13 protein-coding genes and 1 tRNA gene are annotated in these 16739 nt (G+C 40.2%); 3 read left to right on the forward strand and 11 right to left on the reverse strand.

Translation table 11 applies throughout. The features are described 5' to 3' along the window. Positions 1–6 precede the first annotated feature (6 nt). The 8 genes from WG905_RS13110 to WG905_RS13145 form a co-directional block, all read right to left on the reverse strand. Positions 7–453, reverse strand: a complete 447-nt coding sequence (locus WG905_RS13110) for a 3-hydroxyacyl-ACP dehydratase FabZ family protein (RefSeq protein ID WP_339592183.1) — start codon at positions 451–453, stop codon at positions 7–9. A gap of 16 nt (positions 454–469) precedes the next feature. Continuing rightward, a complete protein-coding gene (locus WG905_RS13115) occupies positions 470–1519 on the reverse strand; it encodes a type III polyketide synthase (protein WP_339592184.1) in 1050 nt (349 codons plus the stop codon). After that, the gene (locus WG905_RS13120; RefSeq protein WP_339592185.1) at positions 1506–2219 is read right to left on the reverse strand and encodes a methyltransferase domain-containing protein; all 714 of its coding nucleotides are present in this window, start codon (positions 2217–2219) and stop codon (positions 1506–1508) included. The genes WG905_RS13115 and WG905_RS13120 overlap by 14 nt, the downstream gene beginning before the upstream one ends. Further along, positions 2203–3324, reverse strand: coding sequence for an NAD(P)/FAD-dependent oxidoreductase (locus tag WG905_RS13125; RefSeq protein ID WP_339592186.1), 1122 nt, complete (start codon positions 3322–3324; stop codon positions 2203–2205). Before WG905_RS13125 ends, WG905_RS13120 begins: the two co-directional genes overlap by 17 nt. A gap of 77 nt (positions 3325–3401) precedes the next feature. After that, entirely contained in the window at positions 3402–4127 is a 726-nt protein-coding gene (gene pgl, locus WG905_RS13130; RefSeq protein ID WP_339592187.1) for a 6-phosphogluconolactonase, read from the reverse strand. Between the two features lie 30 nt (positions 4128–4157). Beyond that, positions 4158–5669: a glucose-6-phosphate dehydrogenase gene (gene zwf, locus WG905_RS13135; RefSeq protein ID WP_339592188.1), complete on the reverse strand. Its 1512-nt coding sequence runs from the start codon at positions 5667–5669 to the stop codon at positions 4158–4160. A gap of 9 nt (positions 5670–5678) precedes the next feature. Beyond that, positions 5679–7091 carry an NADP-dependent phosphogluconate dehydrogenase gene (gndA, locus tag WG905_RS13140; protein WP_339592189.1) on the reverse strand — a complete coding sequence of 471 codons (1413 nt, stop codon included), beginning with the start codon at positions 7089–7091 and terminating at the stop codon, positions 5679–5681. A gap of 25 nt (positions 7092–7116) precedes the next feature. Beyond that, positions 7117–7875 (reverse strand): ROK family protein, encoded by a 759-nt coding sequence (locus WG905_RS13145; RefSeq protein WP_339592190.1) that lies wholly within the window; start codon positions 7873–7875, stop codon positions 7117–7119. A gap of 384 nt (positions 7876–8259) precedes the next feature. On the opposite strand from WG905_RS13145, the gene WG905_RS13150 reads away from it, so the two are divergent. Together WG905_RS13150 and WG905_RS13155 are read left to right on the forward strand one after the other, a co-directional pair. Further along, on the forward strand, positions 8260–8631 hold the full coding sequence (locus tag WG905_RS13150; RefSeq protein WP_339592191.1) for a response regulator: 372 nt from the start codon (positions 8260–8262) through the stop codon (positions 8629–8631). After that, positions 8618–10849, forward strand: coding sequence for an ATP-binding protein (locus WG905_RS13155; protein WP_339592192.1), 2232 nt, complete (start codon positions 8618–8620; stop codon positions 10847–10849). The genes WG905_RS13150 and WG905_RS13155 overlap by 14 nt, the downstream gene beginning before the upstream one ends. A gap of 61 nt (positions 10850–10910) precedes the next feature. On the opposite strand, the gene WG905_RS13160 is transcribed toward WG905_RS13155, so the two are convergent. From WG905_RS13160 to WG905_RS13170, 3 genes are all read right to left on the reverse strand, one after another. Continuing rightward, a tRNA-Ser gene (locus tag WG905_RS13160) sits at positions 10911–10995 on the reverse strand. A gap of 217 nt (positions 10996–11212) precedes the next feature. Beyond that, on the reverse strand, positions 11213–12265 hold the full coding sequence (locus tag WG905_RS13165) for a fatty acid desaturase (protein ID WP_339592193.1): 1053 nt from the start codon (positions 12263–12265) through the stop codon (positions 11213–11215). Positions 12266–12310: 45 nt separating this feature from the next. Further along, positions 12311–13171 (reverse strand): hypothetical protein, encoded by an 861-nt coding sequence (locus WG905_RS13170; RefSeq protein WP_339592194.1) that lies wholly within the window; start codon positions 13169–13171, stop codon positions 12311–12313. A 317-nt stretch (positions 13172–13488) separates the two neighbouring features. Between WG905_RS13170 and WG905_RS13175 the strand changes: the two genes are divergently transcribed. Then, positions 13489–16731: a SusC/RagA family TonB-linked outer membrane protein gene (locus WG905_RS13175; protein ID WP_339592195.1), complete on the forward strand. Its 3243-nt coding sequence runs from the start codon at positions 13489–13491 to the stop codon at positions 16729–16731. Positions 16732–16739 lie beyond the last annotated feature (8 nt).

The raw sequence follows: 16739 nt of genomic DNA on the forward strand, positions 1-16739 counted from the left end.
TACGTATTAGCCATTTAATTTCGTGGTCACCATTCCTGATAAAGTCCCTTTACATACCACTTCTCCGGCAGCATTCTGCATTTCAACCTTGCAGTGCAGTTTTTTGAACCTGAAATACACCTTTTCAGAAACTACCTTTACCTGCTCACCAGGAAATACGGGTTTCATGAAGTCTATCGCCGTTGAAGTCAACATCACATGGCCGCTTTTACCTTCCTCTACAGCGCCGTTAAGGTATATGCCCAGGCATACCAATCCTATTTGTGCCATGGTCTCTGTTAATATCACACCTGGGGTAACCGGGTGGTCTTTAAAATGCCCTTTGTAAAAATCAAGGTTTTCGTCATAAGTAAAGGTTCCGCTGCTACCATTCTCGTCCACATGGATGAGCTCATCTACAAATAAAAATGGATAGCTGTAAGGTAATTTTTCTTTTATTTCGTTTATTTTCATGTGTGTTTTGTTATGTTTACCACTGTAGTAATATGCTTTGTGCTGTAAATCCCGGTCCGAAGCTCAGCATTAATCCTTTTTCACCTGCAGGTATTCTCTTGTCCATAAAGCGCTCCAATACATAAAATATCGTTGCACTTGACATATTTCCATACAAACGTAACACTTCTTTTGTATCGTCAATGTTTTTTCCATATTCTTCAAATAACTTTTCTACCATCTGGACAATTTTCTTTCCACCGGGATGAAAAATCAAATGGTTAATATCGGAAATTGAAAGGGTGTTTTTTGCTAAAAATGGATTTATAATTGCAGGGAAATGCGATGCAATGGTATCCGGCACATTAATGTCCAATACCATTTTTAATCCTTTATTGGTTAAATCGAAACCCATCAAACCGGTGGCATTCTCAAAGTGGTACATCGCTTCGTCTACTATGGCCGGGCCTTCATCTTCACCACAGGAGGAAAGCAGTACGCAGGCTACGCCATCACCAAAGATCGCTGCACTCACTATATTGGCCATGGAATAGTCCTGCAGCTGAAAAGTCGCTGTTGGTGATTCTATAGCAACTACCGCCGCTCGCTTCCCTGGATTAGCATTTAAGAAGTTTTTAGCATAAATTAAACCTGAAACGCCTGCTGCACAGCCCATTTCGGTAACCGGAAGCCTGACTATGTCCCGGCGCATTTTTAAGTTGTTGATGAGGTAGGCATCTACCGAAGGGATCATGAAACCTGTACAGCTTACGGTGATAAGATAATCTATGGTTCCAGCAGGCCAATCTGCTTTTTCTAGGGCTGCGGTAAGGCATTTTGTACTGAGCCGGATACCTTCTTTAATGTAGATATTGTTTCGCTCTTCAAAGGTCGTGTCAGCAAAGACCTCTTCCGGCGACATGATGGAATAGCGTTTATCTACTGCAGAATTTTCAAATATTTTTTTCACCTTACGGATAAAGCGTTCCTCCTGACCCTGTAGCCACCTATCTAAAAAAGGTATTATCGCTGCAGTACTTCGGGAATATTCAGGTACTGTCTTGAACACTGTCTTAATTTTTACCATAAGTTTTAACGATCCATTGATACCTGAATGCCCACTTCCATTTTAACTGGTAATTGTGGAAATGAAGTAGATTTGAAAATAATAAAAAATCTTCTCGTTTGAAGCCCCGGAGAATAGAAATCAGTCCATCTTCTCTCGACATGCTATTAAGCCTGAATATAAAACAAATTATCTTGAATAAATGATAGGCAAGGGCGCTTCTATGAAGGTCATTGATTACAAACCCCAGCCTGCTTTGTTTGGCAAAACTGGTAAGGAGTTTTAATATATCCTCATTTTTAAAATGATGCAGGGTAAGTGTGCAAAGAATGATATCATATTGATGACCTTCAGCCATTTCGTTAAAGATATCTGCACAAATATAGGATATGTTTGGATAGTGTTGTGAAAGGTTTTCGGCATGGCGGATGGTGAATTTATTGGCATCAATGCCGTAAAGGTGGAAAGATAAACCCTTTTTTTTGGCATACTTCGCTAATGTCCTTAACATATCACCATTACCACAGCCGACATCAAGTATTTTAATATCTTTCCTGGTGGTCGCAGTTAGCAGTGTTTTTACACCTTGTAAGGTTACTTTGTTACCTCCTAATAACTGGTTGATAAAAGCTATTTTATCTAAAGCATCCCTTAAGGTCTCGCCTTCCAGGGCAAAGTTATCCATAAGCTCTGGCGCTTCGCTTCTATAGCTGGTATCCATGGGTCCTTTTGATGAGTTGCGGTAAAATAAAAGGGAAGTTAGCTAAACTTGAGGTCATCATATCGGCTATTTTTTCTTTTCTCAACAGTGCGGCTAATATTTTTCCCATGTAGAGTCTGTCTTTGAAATGATGCCTCCACAAATGACTGTAGGTTTGTTCCATTTGCTTTCTGCTTACCTTTTCGTCGGACAGGTAATGGATGACTTGTTCAGCACAAATTTTTGCGCTGTGGATGGCCATGCTCATGCCATTTCCGCACAGCGGATGAATTAAGCCTGCTGCATCACCAATCATTAAAATGTGCGCTGCAACAGCCTCCTTTTCTTGAAAAGAGATCTGTCCGATACTGAGTGGAACTTCAAATTCCATCCTGCTGTTTTCAAAAATTGTCCTGAGGTGTTTGTTTTTGTAAAGCACCTGTTGTTGAAATTCTTCCAGGCTGCGGTATTTTTTGAAGGTGACATAATCTGTAAGGTAGCAAATGTTAAGCAGGTTATTTTCTACCATGGAAACACCGCAATATCCACCCTTAAAATGGTGCAGGGCAACTAATGTATCATCGAAAGAACCCCGGTAATGTGCTTTAACCGCCAGCCATGGCGAAGGGCTTTTCATGAAAGCGCGGTTGAGCTTGTTATCTAAGGTGGTTCTTTTTCCATAGGCAGCGATCACCATGGAGCAATTTAAGGTGCCGTGTCTTGCTGTTTGAACTTCAAAAAATTGACTTTTATCCTTTAAATCATTGTCTTTAAATTGGATATCAAGTACCGTATCTTGTATCATCCGGCAACCATATTCCAGGGCTTTTTGCATTAAAAAATGATCAAAGGCATACCTGCTCAGGCCGAAACCACCGAGTGGAAGTGGTGCAGAGATTAATTTGCCTGAGGTACTGGAGAATTGAAATTTATTGATCTGTGTGGGCTGAAGTGTTGCGGGGTAAACACCGAGCTCCCTGAGGTAGGGGACAACTTCATTAGAAATATATTCACCGCAGACTTTATGATGTGGATAAGGGTTTTTCTCGATAACAGTTACATTGAAACCGGCTTTTGAGAGGTGTATCGCGGCTGTAAGTCCGGCCAAGCCACCGCCTGCTATCATGATGTCATTATTTAAATACATAGCAAGCAAAGATGTGTACACACCATAACAGCATGTACACATTTTTGTTTGCCGCTTTAATTATCCAATAGGGCTGCGGCCTGGTCATCAATGAACCAGGTTACCTGCCCGTCTATCGGATTGACCAATTGCGTCGGGTATAAGGATGTATTTTTTGTTTCACTTTCAAGAACGGCTTTAACAGCTTTCGCTTTTCCTTCGCCAAATACAAGGAAGGCAATGTTTTTTGCTTTGTTAATCAGCGGTGCTGTAAAGCTGATCCGGTGGGTGGAAAGTTTATCCACATAAACAGAATCAATAGTTGCTTCTCTGTTTTTCAATATGGCTGTTTCGGGGAAAAGTGATGCAGTATGTGCATCATCACCCATGCCTAAAAGAATAAGGTCGAAATTTAAATCTGCGCCGTTAAAATGCTTATTGATGGCTTTAAAATATTCTATTGCTGCTTTTTCCGGAGCAAGCTGCGTGTTGACATAGAAAATCTGACTTTCCGGGATATTCAACGGCGCAAGCAGCGTTTCTTTCGCCATTAAACCGTTATAATTTTCATGATCAGGCAGTACATTGCGTTCGTCACCAAAAAAGAAATACACCCTGGTCCAGTCAATATCTTCCTTGTAACGGGTTGCCAGCAAATGATAAAGTTCCTTAGGCGAATTTCCACCAGTCAGTACAAAATTAAAACAATTCTGCTCTGCTATTGCTTTAGTCGCAATCTTAATGATGTAATGGGCAATTGCATTCAGCAACTCATCCTTTGATTTATAGATCAGTAAATTCATTTTTTTTTAATACTAAATTATTAATTTCTCCTAGTCTTTATTCAATGGTAAAGTAAACCAGTGAAAACCATCTCTTGCAATTAAAGCTTCCGCATCTTCAGGTCCCCAGGAATCTGCAGTGTAATTTGGAAAACTCAAAGATTTTTTACTTTCCCAGGCATTGATCACGGGCATCAATAATTCCCATGCAGCTTCCACCTGATCTGCACGCATAAATTGGGTTTGATCACCGGTCATCGCGTCCAGTAACAAGGTTTCATAAGCTTCAGGCGTATCAGAATCATAAGTTCCTTTGTAATCAAAAACCATGTCGACAGGGTTTAATACCATATCTAAACCAGGTCTTTTTCCCTGAACCTGCAGGCGAATGCTCATTTCGGGTTGGATACTGATGATTAAACGGTTTTGCTGCCAGTGTTCTGTAACGGCCGACGGGAAAATATGATGTGGTACATCTTTAAATTGGATAGTGATTAAAGATGAAGTTTGAAATAAACGTTTTCCGGTACGCACATAGAATGGTACACCTTGCCAGCGCCAGTTATCCACAAAGAACTTGATTGCAGCAAAGGTTTCCGTATTGGAATCTGTTGCCACACCATTCTCATGCCTGTAGCCAGGAACTTCTTTTCCTTCCACCCAGCCTTTGGTATATTGACCTCTTACGGTGCTGAAACGGATATCTTCTGGACCAAAAGGACGCATGGCTTGCAACACATCAACTTTCTTGTTCCTGATTTCATCCGCATCAAAATTAATAGGAGTTTCCATGCCAATCAGACATAGCAATTGCAGCAAATGGTTCTGAATCATGTCGCGTAAGGCACCGGCACCCTCATAATAACCACCACGGTCACCGACACCTAATTGCTCTGTTACAGAAATCTGAATGTGATCAATATAGGTTCTGTTCCATAGTGGCTCCAGGAAAGAATTGGCAAAACGAAAAGCCATGATATTTTGTACGGTTTCCTTACCCAAGTAATGGTCGATCCTGTATATCTGTTTTTCAGTAAATATGCTGGTCAGTAAAAGATTTAATTCTCTTGCGGTTTCTAGGTCCCTTCCAAAAGGCTTTTCGATCACAATTCTGGAAGTTTCTTCGTCCCCCGCCAGCTTGTAGTCCGACAAGCATTTCGCAATCATCGGAAATAAATTTGGTGCTACAGCAAGGTAATAGATCACCTGCGTATTTGGGCCAAAGTCAGTTCTGAATTTTTCTATTTTATCTTTCAGTCCTTCAAATGTAGCAGGGGCTGAGACATCAACAGGTGTATAATGGACATTTTCGGCGAATTTCGCCCATTTGTCTTTTTTAACTTTTCCCGTTCTCGAGAAACTGTTGACGCCCTCCTGGATGACATCCCTGAATTTTTCGTCGCTGAATTCTTTTCTGGCCGTACCTATTATCGCAAATTTTTGTGGCATATAACCATCTGCATAAAGGTTATAGAGTGCGGGCGCCAGCTTACGCATGTTAAGATCTCCAGTACCACCAAAAATTACGAAAATGGTAGGTTTAAGATTGATCAATGTCTTCATGATATGGTGTTACAAAGTTGTAGATTTCCAGATGGCGTGAAAAATTCCTTCTTCATCTGTACGTTCAAATGTATGAGCACCAAAGAAATCTCTTTGTGCCTGGGTTAAATTTAAAGGTAGTCTTTTTGTTCTTAACGAGTCAAAATAGGTTATTGTGGAAGCAAAGGCTGTAACCGGAATGCCGTTGTTAATAGCCTGGGTAACTACATTTCGTAAGCCACCTAAGGTTTCTGTTAATTTTTCCTGAATGTTAGCATCAGCGAACAAGTGTTCTAAGTCTGTATTGTTATGGTAAGCCTGGTAAATATCTTCCAGAAGTTCAGCCCTGATGATACATCCTCCACGCCAGATCTTTGCGATTTCCTGAAGTTTCAAATCATATTCATAGGTAACGGAAGCTTGCCATAAAAGGTGTAAACCCTGTGCGTAAGAAGAGATCATGGCAAAATAAAGCGCTTGCTCTAGTTGTGCTTCCATTGCCTGAGCGTCTTCGGGCAGGGTGGTTTGATGAGGGAAAGCTTCAGAAAGCTCCACTCTTAGTTTTTTGAACTTGGAAAGATCCCTAGAACTTACAGCTTCATTAATGGTTGGAATCGGTAATTGCAGGTCCATGGAAACTTGTGAAGTCCATTTGCCTGTACCTTTAGACTTGGCTTCATCTTTGATCACATCGACCATCAAATCACCCGTTTTGTCATCAATAAAGGCGAAAATGTCCGCAGTAACTTCCATTAAAAAAGACTTCAGGCGACCATTGTTCCACTTCGCAAATACCTGCTGTATTTGTTGATTGTTATAGCCTAGGCCGTTCTTTAAAATATCGTATGTCTCTGCAAGGAGCTGCATCATGGCATATTCAATGCCATTATGGACCATTTTCACAAAATGGCCGGATGCACCGGGACCAATATAGGTGACACAAGGCTCACCGTTTACTTTTGCAGAAATAGACTCCAGGATCTCTTTCATTGCTGCATAAGCAGTTTTATCACCCCCTGGCATTAGGCTGGGGCCAAATCTAGCACCTTCTTCACCACCAGAGATACCCATTCCAAAAAAATGAAGTCCTTTTTCCGACAGGTGAATTGCTCTGCGGCTGGTATCGGTGAAATGAGAATTTCCACTGTCAATGATCATATCACCTTTATCCAGTAAAGGCTCAAGTTCCTGAATTACGCTGTCCACAATGGCTCCTGCAGGAACCAGCAATACAATTCTTCTTGGCAATTCCAAGCTTTGTATAAAATCTTCGAGGACGCTAAAGCCCTTTAAATTGTGCTTTTCGCCAACTTCCTCCAAAGTTTTTAACATTTTCGGATCTTTGTCATACCCTGTAACAGCATAACCATGGTCTGCCATGTTCAGTAGTAAATTGCGACCCATGGTACCCAGGCCAATCATTCCTAAAGTATATTTATTCATTCGTTTATTATATTAATGGTCGTTATTAAGGTTTTTGTGGGTAAACACTAATCAAGTGATACTTTTCCTGCGCTTTCCAAAGTTTGGCTCCCCCTTTGATGCCCTCCCTGTTGGATACTATTTTTACATTATCAGCTAACTTAAAATCTATCAACTTGGCGTTTCCGCCGCCCAAATATAGTTTGTCGTAATTAAAAACGGTTTTGTAAATCTCTATTACTTTTTTTACACGTTCATTCCACTCCTTTAGCCCCAATTTTTTCAATGCTTTGTCGCCAATGTAATCGTCATAATCTTTTGTAGGGGTTACCGGCATGTGGGCCAATTCTAGGTGGGGCAGGAGATCCCCGTCATATAACAAGGCAGTACCGAAACCGGTACCAAAAGTGAGTACGATTTCGAAGCCTTTTCCTTCAACTAATCCCAACCCCTGTTGATCGGCATCATTGACCAGTCTAACCGGTTTACCGATTATATCACTAACCATCTGCGCAAATTCTACTTTTAGCCATTTACCCTTAGCCAGGTTTGGTGCCGTATACACAACACCAAGCTTCACGTAACCGGGAAAACCTACTGAAATCTGACTGAATTCTCCCATTGTAGCCGCTAATTGTTTGATCACAACTAACACCGCTTCAGGGGTTGCTTTCAAAGGAGTCGGTAACTTTGTATATTCGGATAATGCGGTGCCTTCTTGACTTAGCAGGCATGCTTTAATATTTGAACCACCTATATCGACAGATAAGATGTTCGTTATTTCTTTATCCTGGTTGCTTGGCATTTTACGTTGTTTAGTAAATGTTTTGTAGGCACATTCAAAATAATAAATTCTTTCAACGGAAATTTCAATCTTTAAAACAGTCTTTTATTGCTTTTATGGCAATTTAAGCTGGCTAATTTCTTGTGATCTTCCCCTTGTTCTCCATTTTTCGGAGAATTAAAAATCCATTACAAAGAACATTTTCTCAAATATAAGATTATTGGTAATATGATGCCTTATTTGTATGGTATTGTTTAGGAATTAGCCGCGATACGGGTTAATGACTGTCTTTTATTGACCTATTTTGTTGCACAGGATATAAGCAATGAAACATTTTCTTGAACAGATTGTTAATCTTGCAGAAGCTTTTTAAAAATATTTATAGCCGTTACTTTTTGAACTGACATGGAAAAACGTATTTTAATAGTAGAGGATGATGAAGATATGGAAGATGTTTTCAAGGAAATATTTTCCGGTGAATGGGATCGGGTTTTTTTTTACGAAGGAACGGACGATATTTTCGGATTAATTGAAGAACATCAGCCAAACATCATTATTTTGGATTATAACCTGAATGGTAAAAATGGGGGAGAGCTTTGTAGAAGTATTAAGAAGCACTCTAAATACAACCACATTCCTGTGATCATGTTATCTGCTTTTCCGAAGTTTATTTATCAAAATGAAGATGTCGGTTATAATGCCTTTGTGGAAAAGCCTTTTGATGTCGAAGAGTTAAAAATGATAGTAGAACAGAAAATAATGGATGGATCATCATAATGAGACTTTGTTTAAAAGTTTTTTAGAAAGTACACATAACGGCCTGGTATTGAAGGTAGAAAGTTCGACTTTCATCATCTTTGCTGCAGGGGATGATTATCTACATATGACTGGCCTCCAGCGCCAGGGTATTATTGGAAAGGATATCGATGAATTACCGGCTAATCTTTTTCATTCTTCGACCCGGATTGTCTTGGAAGGAGTTCTTCATCACAAACAAAAAGCTTCCATTATACCTTACTTTCTCGTATCGGCTGGTGATAACCAAAGTGTATATGTTTCAGTAAATATTACGCCTATTCTTAATGCGGATGGTGAGGTCGCTTATCTCTTATATACGGTAACAGATATTGATGCCTATATGAGGAAGGCGGAAGAGAAGGTCAACCGGAATTATTTTATGCAGCTTTTAGACCAGGCTCCGGTTGGAATATGTATCCTTCGTGGAAGAGAGTTATTCGTAGAATCCGCCAATAACATGATGTTGAAACTATTGGATAAATCAGACGCCATCCTTAATTTACCACTTAAAATTGCCCTGCCTGAACTGGAAGATCAACCTTTTTTTAAGCTCTTGGACGATGCTTACACCTGGGGCGAACCGCTGGTTGGTAATGAATCCAAAGTGCTGCTCATTCGAAACAGTAAACTGGAAACAGCGTATTTTAATTTTGTTTACCAACCCCTGAAAGATAATCTGGGCGTAACCAATGGAATTATGATGGTCGCAGCCGAGGTAACATCGCTGGTTCGGGTGAAACAGCAGCTGGAAGAGAGTGTTGCTAATTTCAAAAGTGTAGTGATGAATGCCCATTATGCTTTGTTGGTCGTAAAAGGCAAAGATTGGATAGTGGAGATCGCAAATCAACCCATGTTAAATTTATGGGATAAAAATAAGGAAGAAGTGCTGGGTCGGCCGCTCATGAAGATCCTTCCGGAGCTTGTCGGCCAACCCTTTCCCGAACATTTAAGGCGTGTCACCGATTCTGGTAAATCTTATGCCATCAATGAAGAGGTTTTTTATTACAATACCCCGGCGGGCATCAAAAAAAAATATGTAAGTTTCTTTTACGATCCTATACTGGATAAGGAAGGGAATGTAAAGGGGGTGATTGTAGGTGCTGAGGATATTACCAATAGTGTGGAAACTAGGCTAAAAATTGCACGTGCGGAAGAAATGTTAAGGATAGCTATTGAATCTGCCAACCTTGGTACCTGGCATTATGACCCGGCAAGTAAACGATTAACAGTATCGCCAAGGCTCAAAGAACTCTTTGGATACAAGCCTGATGAAGAAATGAACTATAATTCTGTAATGGCACAAGTGACAGAAGAATACCGATATATGCTGCTAAAAGCGATCCAGTCTTCGGTTTCTCATGGTGAACATTTCAATCTCGAGTTTTCCATTAAAGGTAATTTTGATAAAAAGCTCCGCTGGATGCGTGCTACAGGCAGAATATACCGTGACAATGAAGGTGTGCCTATAAGGTTTTCCGGAATCTTGATGGAAATTACCGAACATAAGCTGGATGAGATCAGGAAAAATGATTTTATAGCGATGGTTAGTCATGAGCTTAAAACGCCACTTACTTCTTTAAAAGCTTATGTGCAGCTTCTGGGTTTCAAGGCAAAGCAAAGTGGTGATATGTTTACCATCAAATCATTGACAAAGGTAGAAGGGCAGGTGAATAAGATGAATAACATGATCCGAAGCTTTCTGGATTTGTCAAGGCTGGAGGCGGGCAAGCTTAATCTGGAAAAAGAACGTTTCCGTATAGACAAGCTGATCATAGAAGTGGTAGATGAGGTTTTACTTACCGATAAATCGCATAGCATTTTGTATGCTGCTTGTAAACCGTTGGAGGTTTATGCAGACCGCGAAAAAATCGGGCAGGTCATCAATAATTTACTGAGTAACGCCATTAAATATTCTGCTCCTGGCACCAAGGTTAAAATAGGTTGTGAAGTAAAATCTGGAATGGTGCAGGTTTGGGTGAGTGATGAAGGTGTTGGGATTTCTAAAAAAGACAGTGAAAAATTATTTAGCCGGTTTTACAGGGTAGAAAATACACCCCTAAAAACTGTTTCAGGATTTGGTATAGGCTTGTACCTGAGTGCTGAAATCATTCAGCGGCATAATGGGAATATCTGGGTAGAAAGTGATGCAGGAAAAGGTTCAACCTTTTATTTTAGTTTACCAGACGAAGAGCCCTAAAATGAAAAAGCCCCTAATCCGAAGATTATGGGGCTTTTTACTTGATTTTATGAATAATCAGCGGAGAGTGGGGGATTCGAACCCGCGGACCTATAACAGTCAACAGTTTTCAAGACTGCCGCAATCGACCACTCTGCCAACTCTCCGGCGCAAAAGTACGAATACTGTTCGGTTTTACAAATTTTTGTTACTGATTATTGTTAGCTTGTTGAAATTCAGTTTATTAATTAATAATAAAGCTTGTTTAACCTTCGCATGAAGTCAAATCAAGCGGGTAATTTAGTCACGCGTTTCCTTATATCAGCCCAAATAGCTCAGCTGGCTGTCAAAATTTGAAAAGCGGTCACGCTTAACCCCACGCTGTTAAGCACTCTTAGGCTGTAACATCTTTTTCTTTTCCTTGTAAGGAACTGCAAAACGAGTATGGAATTCTTGCTTTGAATCATGATAAGAAGTAATTAAATTCAGCTTATTTAACGACCAGATATAATACCAGGCCAGATCTACCTGGTGTGTTAAAAACCCTGTGCGTGCACTTCTCGGGTATAAATGATGGTTATTGTGCCACTCACCGGCCACTAGTCCCGGCCAAAGCTGATTAATAGACATGTCCTTCCGGTTAAAATCAGTTCCATTTCTGCGCTTATCTTCACCTTTTCCATGTCCTTCATAATTAAACGTTCTAACACCAACAGCCCAGAATGCGGCAGCGCCAAACACCGTACAAGCCATCCCATGGCCTCCAATAAAATAAAAAAAAGTGTACCAAAACGCCCAGTTCATTAAACAAGAAAATACAGCAATAGCAGGATTAGTTACCGATCCCCATTTGAGATAAGCCTGGTAGCTATTTGTAGCCACCCCCGTATGTTGCATCATCTGAACAACTTTCTGGTAATCTTCCTTAGACAGGTTCTTTGCAATAGGCTGGTGATTGACATCAGCAAGGAAGCAATATAAAAAGCCTGCTGAAGCATTATAAGGATCACCGGGCTGGTCGGATTTAGCATGATGGACATGATGGGACACGACGTAAATTTCTTCCGGAATCATGCTGATCGTGAGGTTCTGTGTAAATAGCCTCCAGAAGTTGTTCCTGAAAGTATAGGCTCCATGAGTGCAATAACGGTGATGCCAGATGGTACCATGGGTTCCCATGGCTATCATGCTATAAATAAAGAACACCACTAACAGGCCAATGCTGAAAAATTTAAACAGAAAAAGAAGGAATAAGGGAATCAAAATAATTACCCTGATCCAGCTGAAGAAAGGAAGCCAGTTCTTGCGATCCTTAAATACATTTAAACGGGTAAAGAATTCTTTAAAAATTTGATTTGCAGTTGGTTTTATCAACTTTCCACTGCGGTCTGCCCAGCCATAAGCCGGCGGGTCTAATACTTTGTCCAAAAAGGCCATCAATAATAATTTGCGGAATATACAACAGAATTATGTAAGATTAACTTAAAAATTAACGACACTTACATTATTTTTTCGTGAGGAACTTACTGCTATCCCTTTTTTTGGATCCGCTGTAAAGGTAAATCCTTCCAGTTCATCCTGGAGATCCGGCTCCACCACTTTTAAGACTACTTCTTTTCCACTTTCAATTGATTTTTCAAGATCTAAAAAGCTTAGTCTCCATTTTCTTCCTTCTATTTGATTCTGTACCAGAATCAAGTTTCCTGTTTTTTCATCCCAGTGCAAAGTTTGCACCCATGGGCTGCATTTAAACTTTTTAAATAACACGCCTTTTTCAGAAGTTTTTGATGCCGTCTTCAATGCTTCCGGATCATAAAGCCGGACTTCATTTTGCTTGTTTCCATAATCTGATGTTGCCACGTACCATTTGCCTTTATATTTAACATATTCGGGGCGGCTCCCCTGAATACAGGCATCGTCTTCAATGGTGCTGATTAAATTCCCGTCCAGGGTCCTCTTTTTCAAGAAACCATCCCAGTTGATCGAATAAAGTATTGCCTTCCAGCGAGTGCCCTCTGCATTCTGTCTGACAGAGTTGCCAACAATGGTAGGCATGCCTGGTTTCCATGCAATTCCTGTGGGATGTTTAATTACATTCTTTCCATTAATCGTAAATCTATATTCCTTATGCTGGTTCAACAGGGTGTCTTGCCCCAGTCTGTACTCACGCATGACGCCGACTTCGCGGTCACCATATAAAAAGTATTTCTCATCCTGGCGGGAGATCCCCTGGCAGGCACCTAAAGAATCTATGGTAAAGGTCCGGCTAACCTGCGCCACTACTTGCTGAGAAAAAAATAATAAACCTGAACAGATTAAAGAAGGTAAGATGTGATATTTCATAAGTACCTGCAAATTACAGCGCCTGCATTACTTCAATATTAACTGGTGATGATCATAAACTCTGCTGATCAGGAAAATTAACCCTTTTTTGAAAAGTTCACCTTAAGTTAACATGCCGGATACACCCTGTTAAAATTCCATCGATAGTTTTGTAGCGTAAACATTACAGTTAACAGTTCATTGCAAAACCAAAGAAATAAAGAGCTAAGCCTATGTGAAACAGAGATGTTATTTTTCGGTAAACCATTAAACTACACACATCATAAAAAATTTTTACAAACACAAAACAGATGACGTCAATTCTACAAACCACAAATATGAAAAATATTTGCGGGAAATTACTTTTGCCATTGGGCCTGTTTGCATTTTGCAGCTCGCCCGTTATGGCCAACTACACTAATGACTGGAAGTCATTACATAATGTTAGAAAAGCAAATGTCACCATCACAGGTACCATTACGGATGAACAAAAACAACCCTTACCAGGGGTAAGTGTTTTTGAGAAAGAGAGTAAAAAAGGTACTGTCACAGATGCAAATGGTAAATATACCGTTGCAGTTGAGGCGGGTTCAACGTTGGTCTTTTCTTACATGGGATTCGTAACACAGGAAATAGGTGTAAGCACTAACAGGACCTTAAATGTGACGTTAAAGGAAGAAAGCAATACCTTAGATGAAGTATCAATTGGATACCAGAGAATCAGGAAATCTGATGTAACCGGTGCCATCAGCAGTGTTAAAGCGAGTGAACTTAATTTGACTTCACCTACCGTAGGACAGGCCCTGGTTGGTAAAGTTGCAGGCGTGCAGGTTTCTCAAACCAGCGGAGCACCCTATGCAGGTACAAAAATCAGGGTGAGAGGTGTTGGGTCCATCAATGCCAGTTCAGATCCTTTATATGTTATAGACGGTTATCCTTCCGGCAATAACGTTTCCATTAACCCGGAAGATATCGAATCCATAGACATTTTAAAAGATGCAGCTTCTGCAGCTATTTATGGCTCCAGAGCCGCAGGTGGTGTTGTTTTAATCACCACTAAAAGAGGAAAAGATGGAAAAGGAAAGTTTCAATATGATGCACAGACCGGTATTTCACAGTTAGCTAAAAAAGTGAAATTACTGGATGCCGATCAATATATCTCGCTTTTGGTCGACGGTCGGAACAATGCTTACAAAGATTTGGTTGTTAACGGAGGCAAAATGCCTTGGTCTGATAGCATGTTTTCTGATGACAACGCTACCCGTGTAAAAAATGTAGGTAATGCGAGCAGTGTAAGTCTCCCGGCTGATGTTTACGATTTTAGTGCGCAAAAGCCTATCCCAGCTACTCACAATACCGACTGGCAGGATGAGCTTTACAGAAATGCTTTCTTCCAGCGCCATAACCTATCATTTACAGGTGGAAATAATGACATCAAATATTTCTTAAGTGGAGGTTACCAGGATAATGATGGTATTGTAACCAATACCAATCAAAAGGTGATCAATTTCAGGGCTAATATTGATGGTAAGATCAGCGATCGACTACGTGTAGGGGCAAATATTGCTCATACCCAAAATGACAATAAGGAAGTTAGGGAAGGACGCTATAACTTAAGTCCGATGATGTCTGCCTTAATTTACCTACCAAATTTACCTGCTAGAGATGCCAATGATACACCAATACAATACGGAATGGCCGCTTTATCATCTCAGTATGGTATTCAGAACCCTGAAAACCCATTGGCTACGGTAGAGCAAATGAAAATTACCCGTAAAGGATACAGAAGTTCATACAATGCAAATGCTACCTACAATATTCTTGAGGGATTAGATTTTAAAGCAAACGTAGGGATGCAAACCTATAATGAGAAGTATGATTTTTATTTGCCAACAAGCCTGAGCAGTGGAAACATGCCGCCGTATTCAACTGATTCTTATAAGAATGCCACTGCAACAGCAGAAACTTTTAGAGAGATAGATAAGTTAGCGGAGTTTACCTTAAATTACAATAAAACTTTTGGCAAGCACAAGCTTGATCTCTTAGGGGGTTACTCTGCGCAAAGAACCGACAGCGATTTAATCCGCGTATCTGCTCAGGGATTTCAAAATGATAACATTGGCGAAATCTCCGATAAAGGCGCTGCGGCAAGTTTCTTTCAATTAAACGATGCAGCAAAAGTGACCAATACTTTAATATCTTATTTCGGTCGTTTCAGTTATAATTATGATGGAAAGTATTTCTTAACTGGAACTTTCCGTAGGGATGGCTCTTCCAGGTTTGGACCTAAAAATAAATGGGGTAATTTCCCATCCGTATCTGCAGGTTGGAGTCTTTCTGAGGAAGATTTTTATGATGATTTCCTGGGTGACGGTTCTACTGTAAAGTTAAGGGCCAGCTGGGGCTTAAGTGGTAACAATAATATCGGTAACTACCGACAAATGCAGACCATGAGGTCTCCTGGTGGTGTGGTGTTTGGCAATTCCGTTGCCACTGCAATCTGGTCGGGTGCTATCCAGGATGAAAATTTAGGATGGGAATCGACTTCTCAATTTAATTTTGGTACAGATATCTCGATCTTCAGGGGACGTTTGAATTTAATGGCTAACTATTACTTGAGTAATTCTTACAATTTATTGTTTAATCAAAGTCTTTCTGCCGTATCTGGTGCTTCTACCATTTTAACCAACCTTAAAGACAGCAAAATCAGGAACAGGGGTGTAGACTTACAATTAGACGGAAGCATTATTCAAAATGATGATTTCACGTTGGGTTTAACCGGAAACATCTCCATCAACCGTAATAAAGTGATGGACATGGGTGGAGCAAGTACTATTTTAACCAATGGCGCAGAACGTTCTTACAAAACTCACATTACACAAGAAGGTTATCCGGTAGGTATGTTCTACGGTTTCAAAGTGTTGGGACAAGTAACTGAAGAAAATTTAGGTAAAGTTGCTCCTTCTGCTTCTTCTACCAATCCTTTAAAAGTGGGTGATCTTTATTTTGAAGATGTGGATGGAAATGGCATTGTAGATGATAACGATAAAAGAGTTATTGGTACGCCACATGCTAAATTTACCTACGGATTTGGATTGAATACTGCTTTTAAAGCATTTGACCTGCGTGCTTCTTTCAATGGATCGCAAGGCAACCAGGTATTGGACGGCCAGGATTATTATTTGTTTAATATGGAAGGTTCAGGAAATCAGTATGTTGAGGCAGCAGACCGTTACCGCAATGCAGCTAACCCTGGTTTGGGAGAGGTTTACAGAGCCTCGAGAGCTGGAACTCAAAGTAACAGTACCCGTTTATCTACATTCTATATCCAGGACGGATCTTATTTCAGAATGACCAACCTTACTTTAGGTTATACTTTTCCTAAATCGGTGACATCAAATCTTAAAGTTAGCAATATCAGGCTATATGCCAGTGTAGACAATGTCTTTACCATCACTGATTATAAAGGTTACAATCCGGAAGTGGATTATAGTGGTGGTTCAAACTTAACTCCTGGTGTTGATTATGGTAATTATCCATTAGCCAGAACTTATAACCTTGGTGTTAAACTTACTTTTTAAACATTAGA

The organism is Pedobacter immunditicola (assembly GCF_037482985.1).
Taxonomy (GTDB): domain Bacteria; phylum Bacteroidota; class Bacteroidia; order Sphingobacteriales; family Sphingobacteriaceae; genus Pedobacter; species Pedobacter immunditicola.

Bases quoted from the DNA above. Each gene is read 5' to 3' on its own strand.
- WG905_RS13110 (WP_339592183.1), bottom strand. From the start codon at position 453: ATGAAAATAAACGAAATAAAAGAAAAATTACCTTACAGCTATCCATTT.
- WG905_RS13115 (WP_339592184.1), bottom strand. From the start codon at position 1,519: ATGGTAAAAATTAAGACAGTGTTCAAGACAGTACCTGAATATTCCCGA.
- WG905_RS13120 (WP_339592185.1), bottom strand. From the start codon at position 2,219: ATGGATACCAGCTATAGAAGCGAAGCGCCAGAGCTTATGGATAACTTT.
- WG905_RS13125 (WP_339592186.1), bottom strand. From the start codon at position 3,324: ATGATAGCAGGCGGTGGCTTGGCCGGACTTACAGCCGCGATACACCTC.
- pgl (WP_339592187.1), bottom strand. From the start codon at position 4,127: ATGAATTTACTGATCTATAAATCAAAGGATGAGTTGCTGAATGCAATT.
- zwf (WP_339592188.1), bottom strand. From the start codon at position 5,669: ATGAAGACATTGATCAATCTTAAACCTACCATTTTCGTAATTTTTGGT.
- gndA (WP_339592189.1), bottom strand. From the start codon at position 7,091: ATGAATAAATATACTTTAGGAATGATTGGCCTGGGTACCATGGGTCGC.
- WG905_RS13145 (WP_339592190.1), bottom strand. From the start codon at position 7,875: ATGCCAAGCAACCAGGATAAAGAAATAACGAACATCTTATCTGTCGAT.
- WG905_RS13150 (WP_339592191.1), top strand. From the start codon at position 8,260: ATGGAAAAACGTATTTTAATAGTAGAGGATGATGAAGATATGGAAGAT.
- WG905_RS13155 (WP_339592192.1), top strand. From the start codon at position 8,618: ATGGATCATCATAATGAGACTTTGTTTAAAAGTTTTTTAGAAAGTACA.
- WG905_RS13165 (WP_339592193.1), bottom strand. From the start codon at position 12,265: ATGGCCTTTTTGGACAAAGTATTAGACCCGCCGGCTTATGGCTGGGCA.
- WG905_RS13170 (WP_339592194.1), bottom strand. From the start codon at position 13,171: ATGAAATATCACATCTTACCTTCTTTAATCTGTTCAGGTTTATTATTT.
- WG905_RS13175 (WP_339592195.1), top strand. From the start codon at position 13,489: ATGAAAAATATTTGCGGGAAATTACTTTTGCCATTGGGCCTGTTTGCA.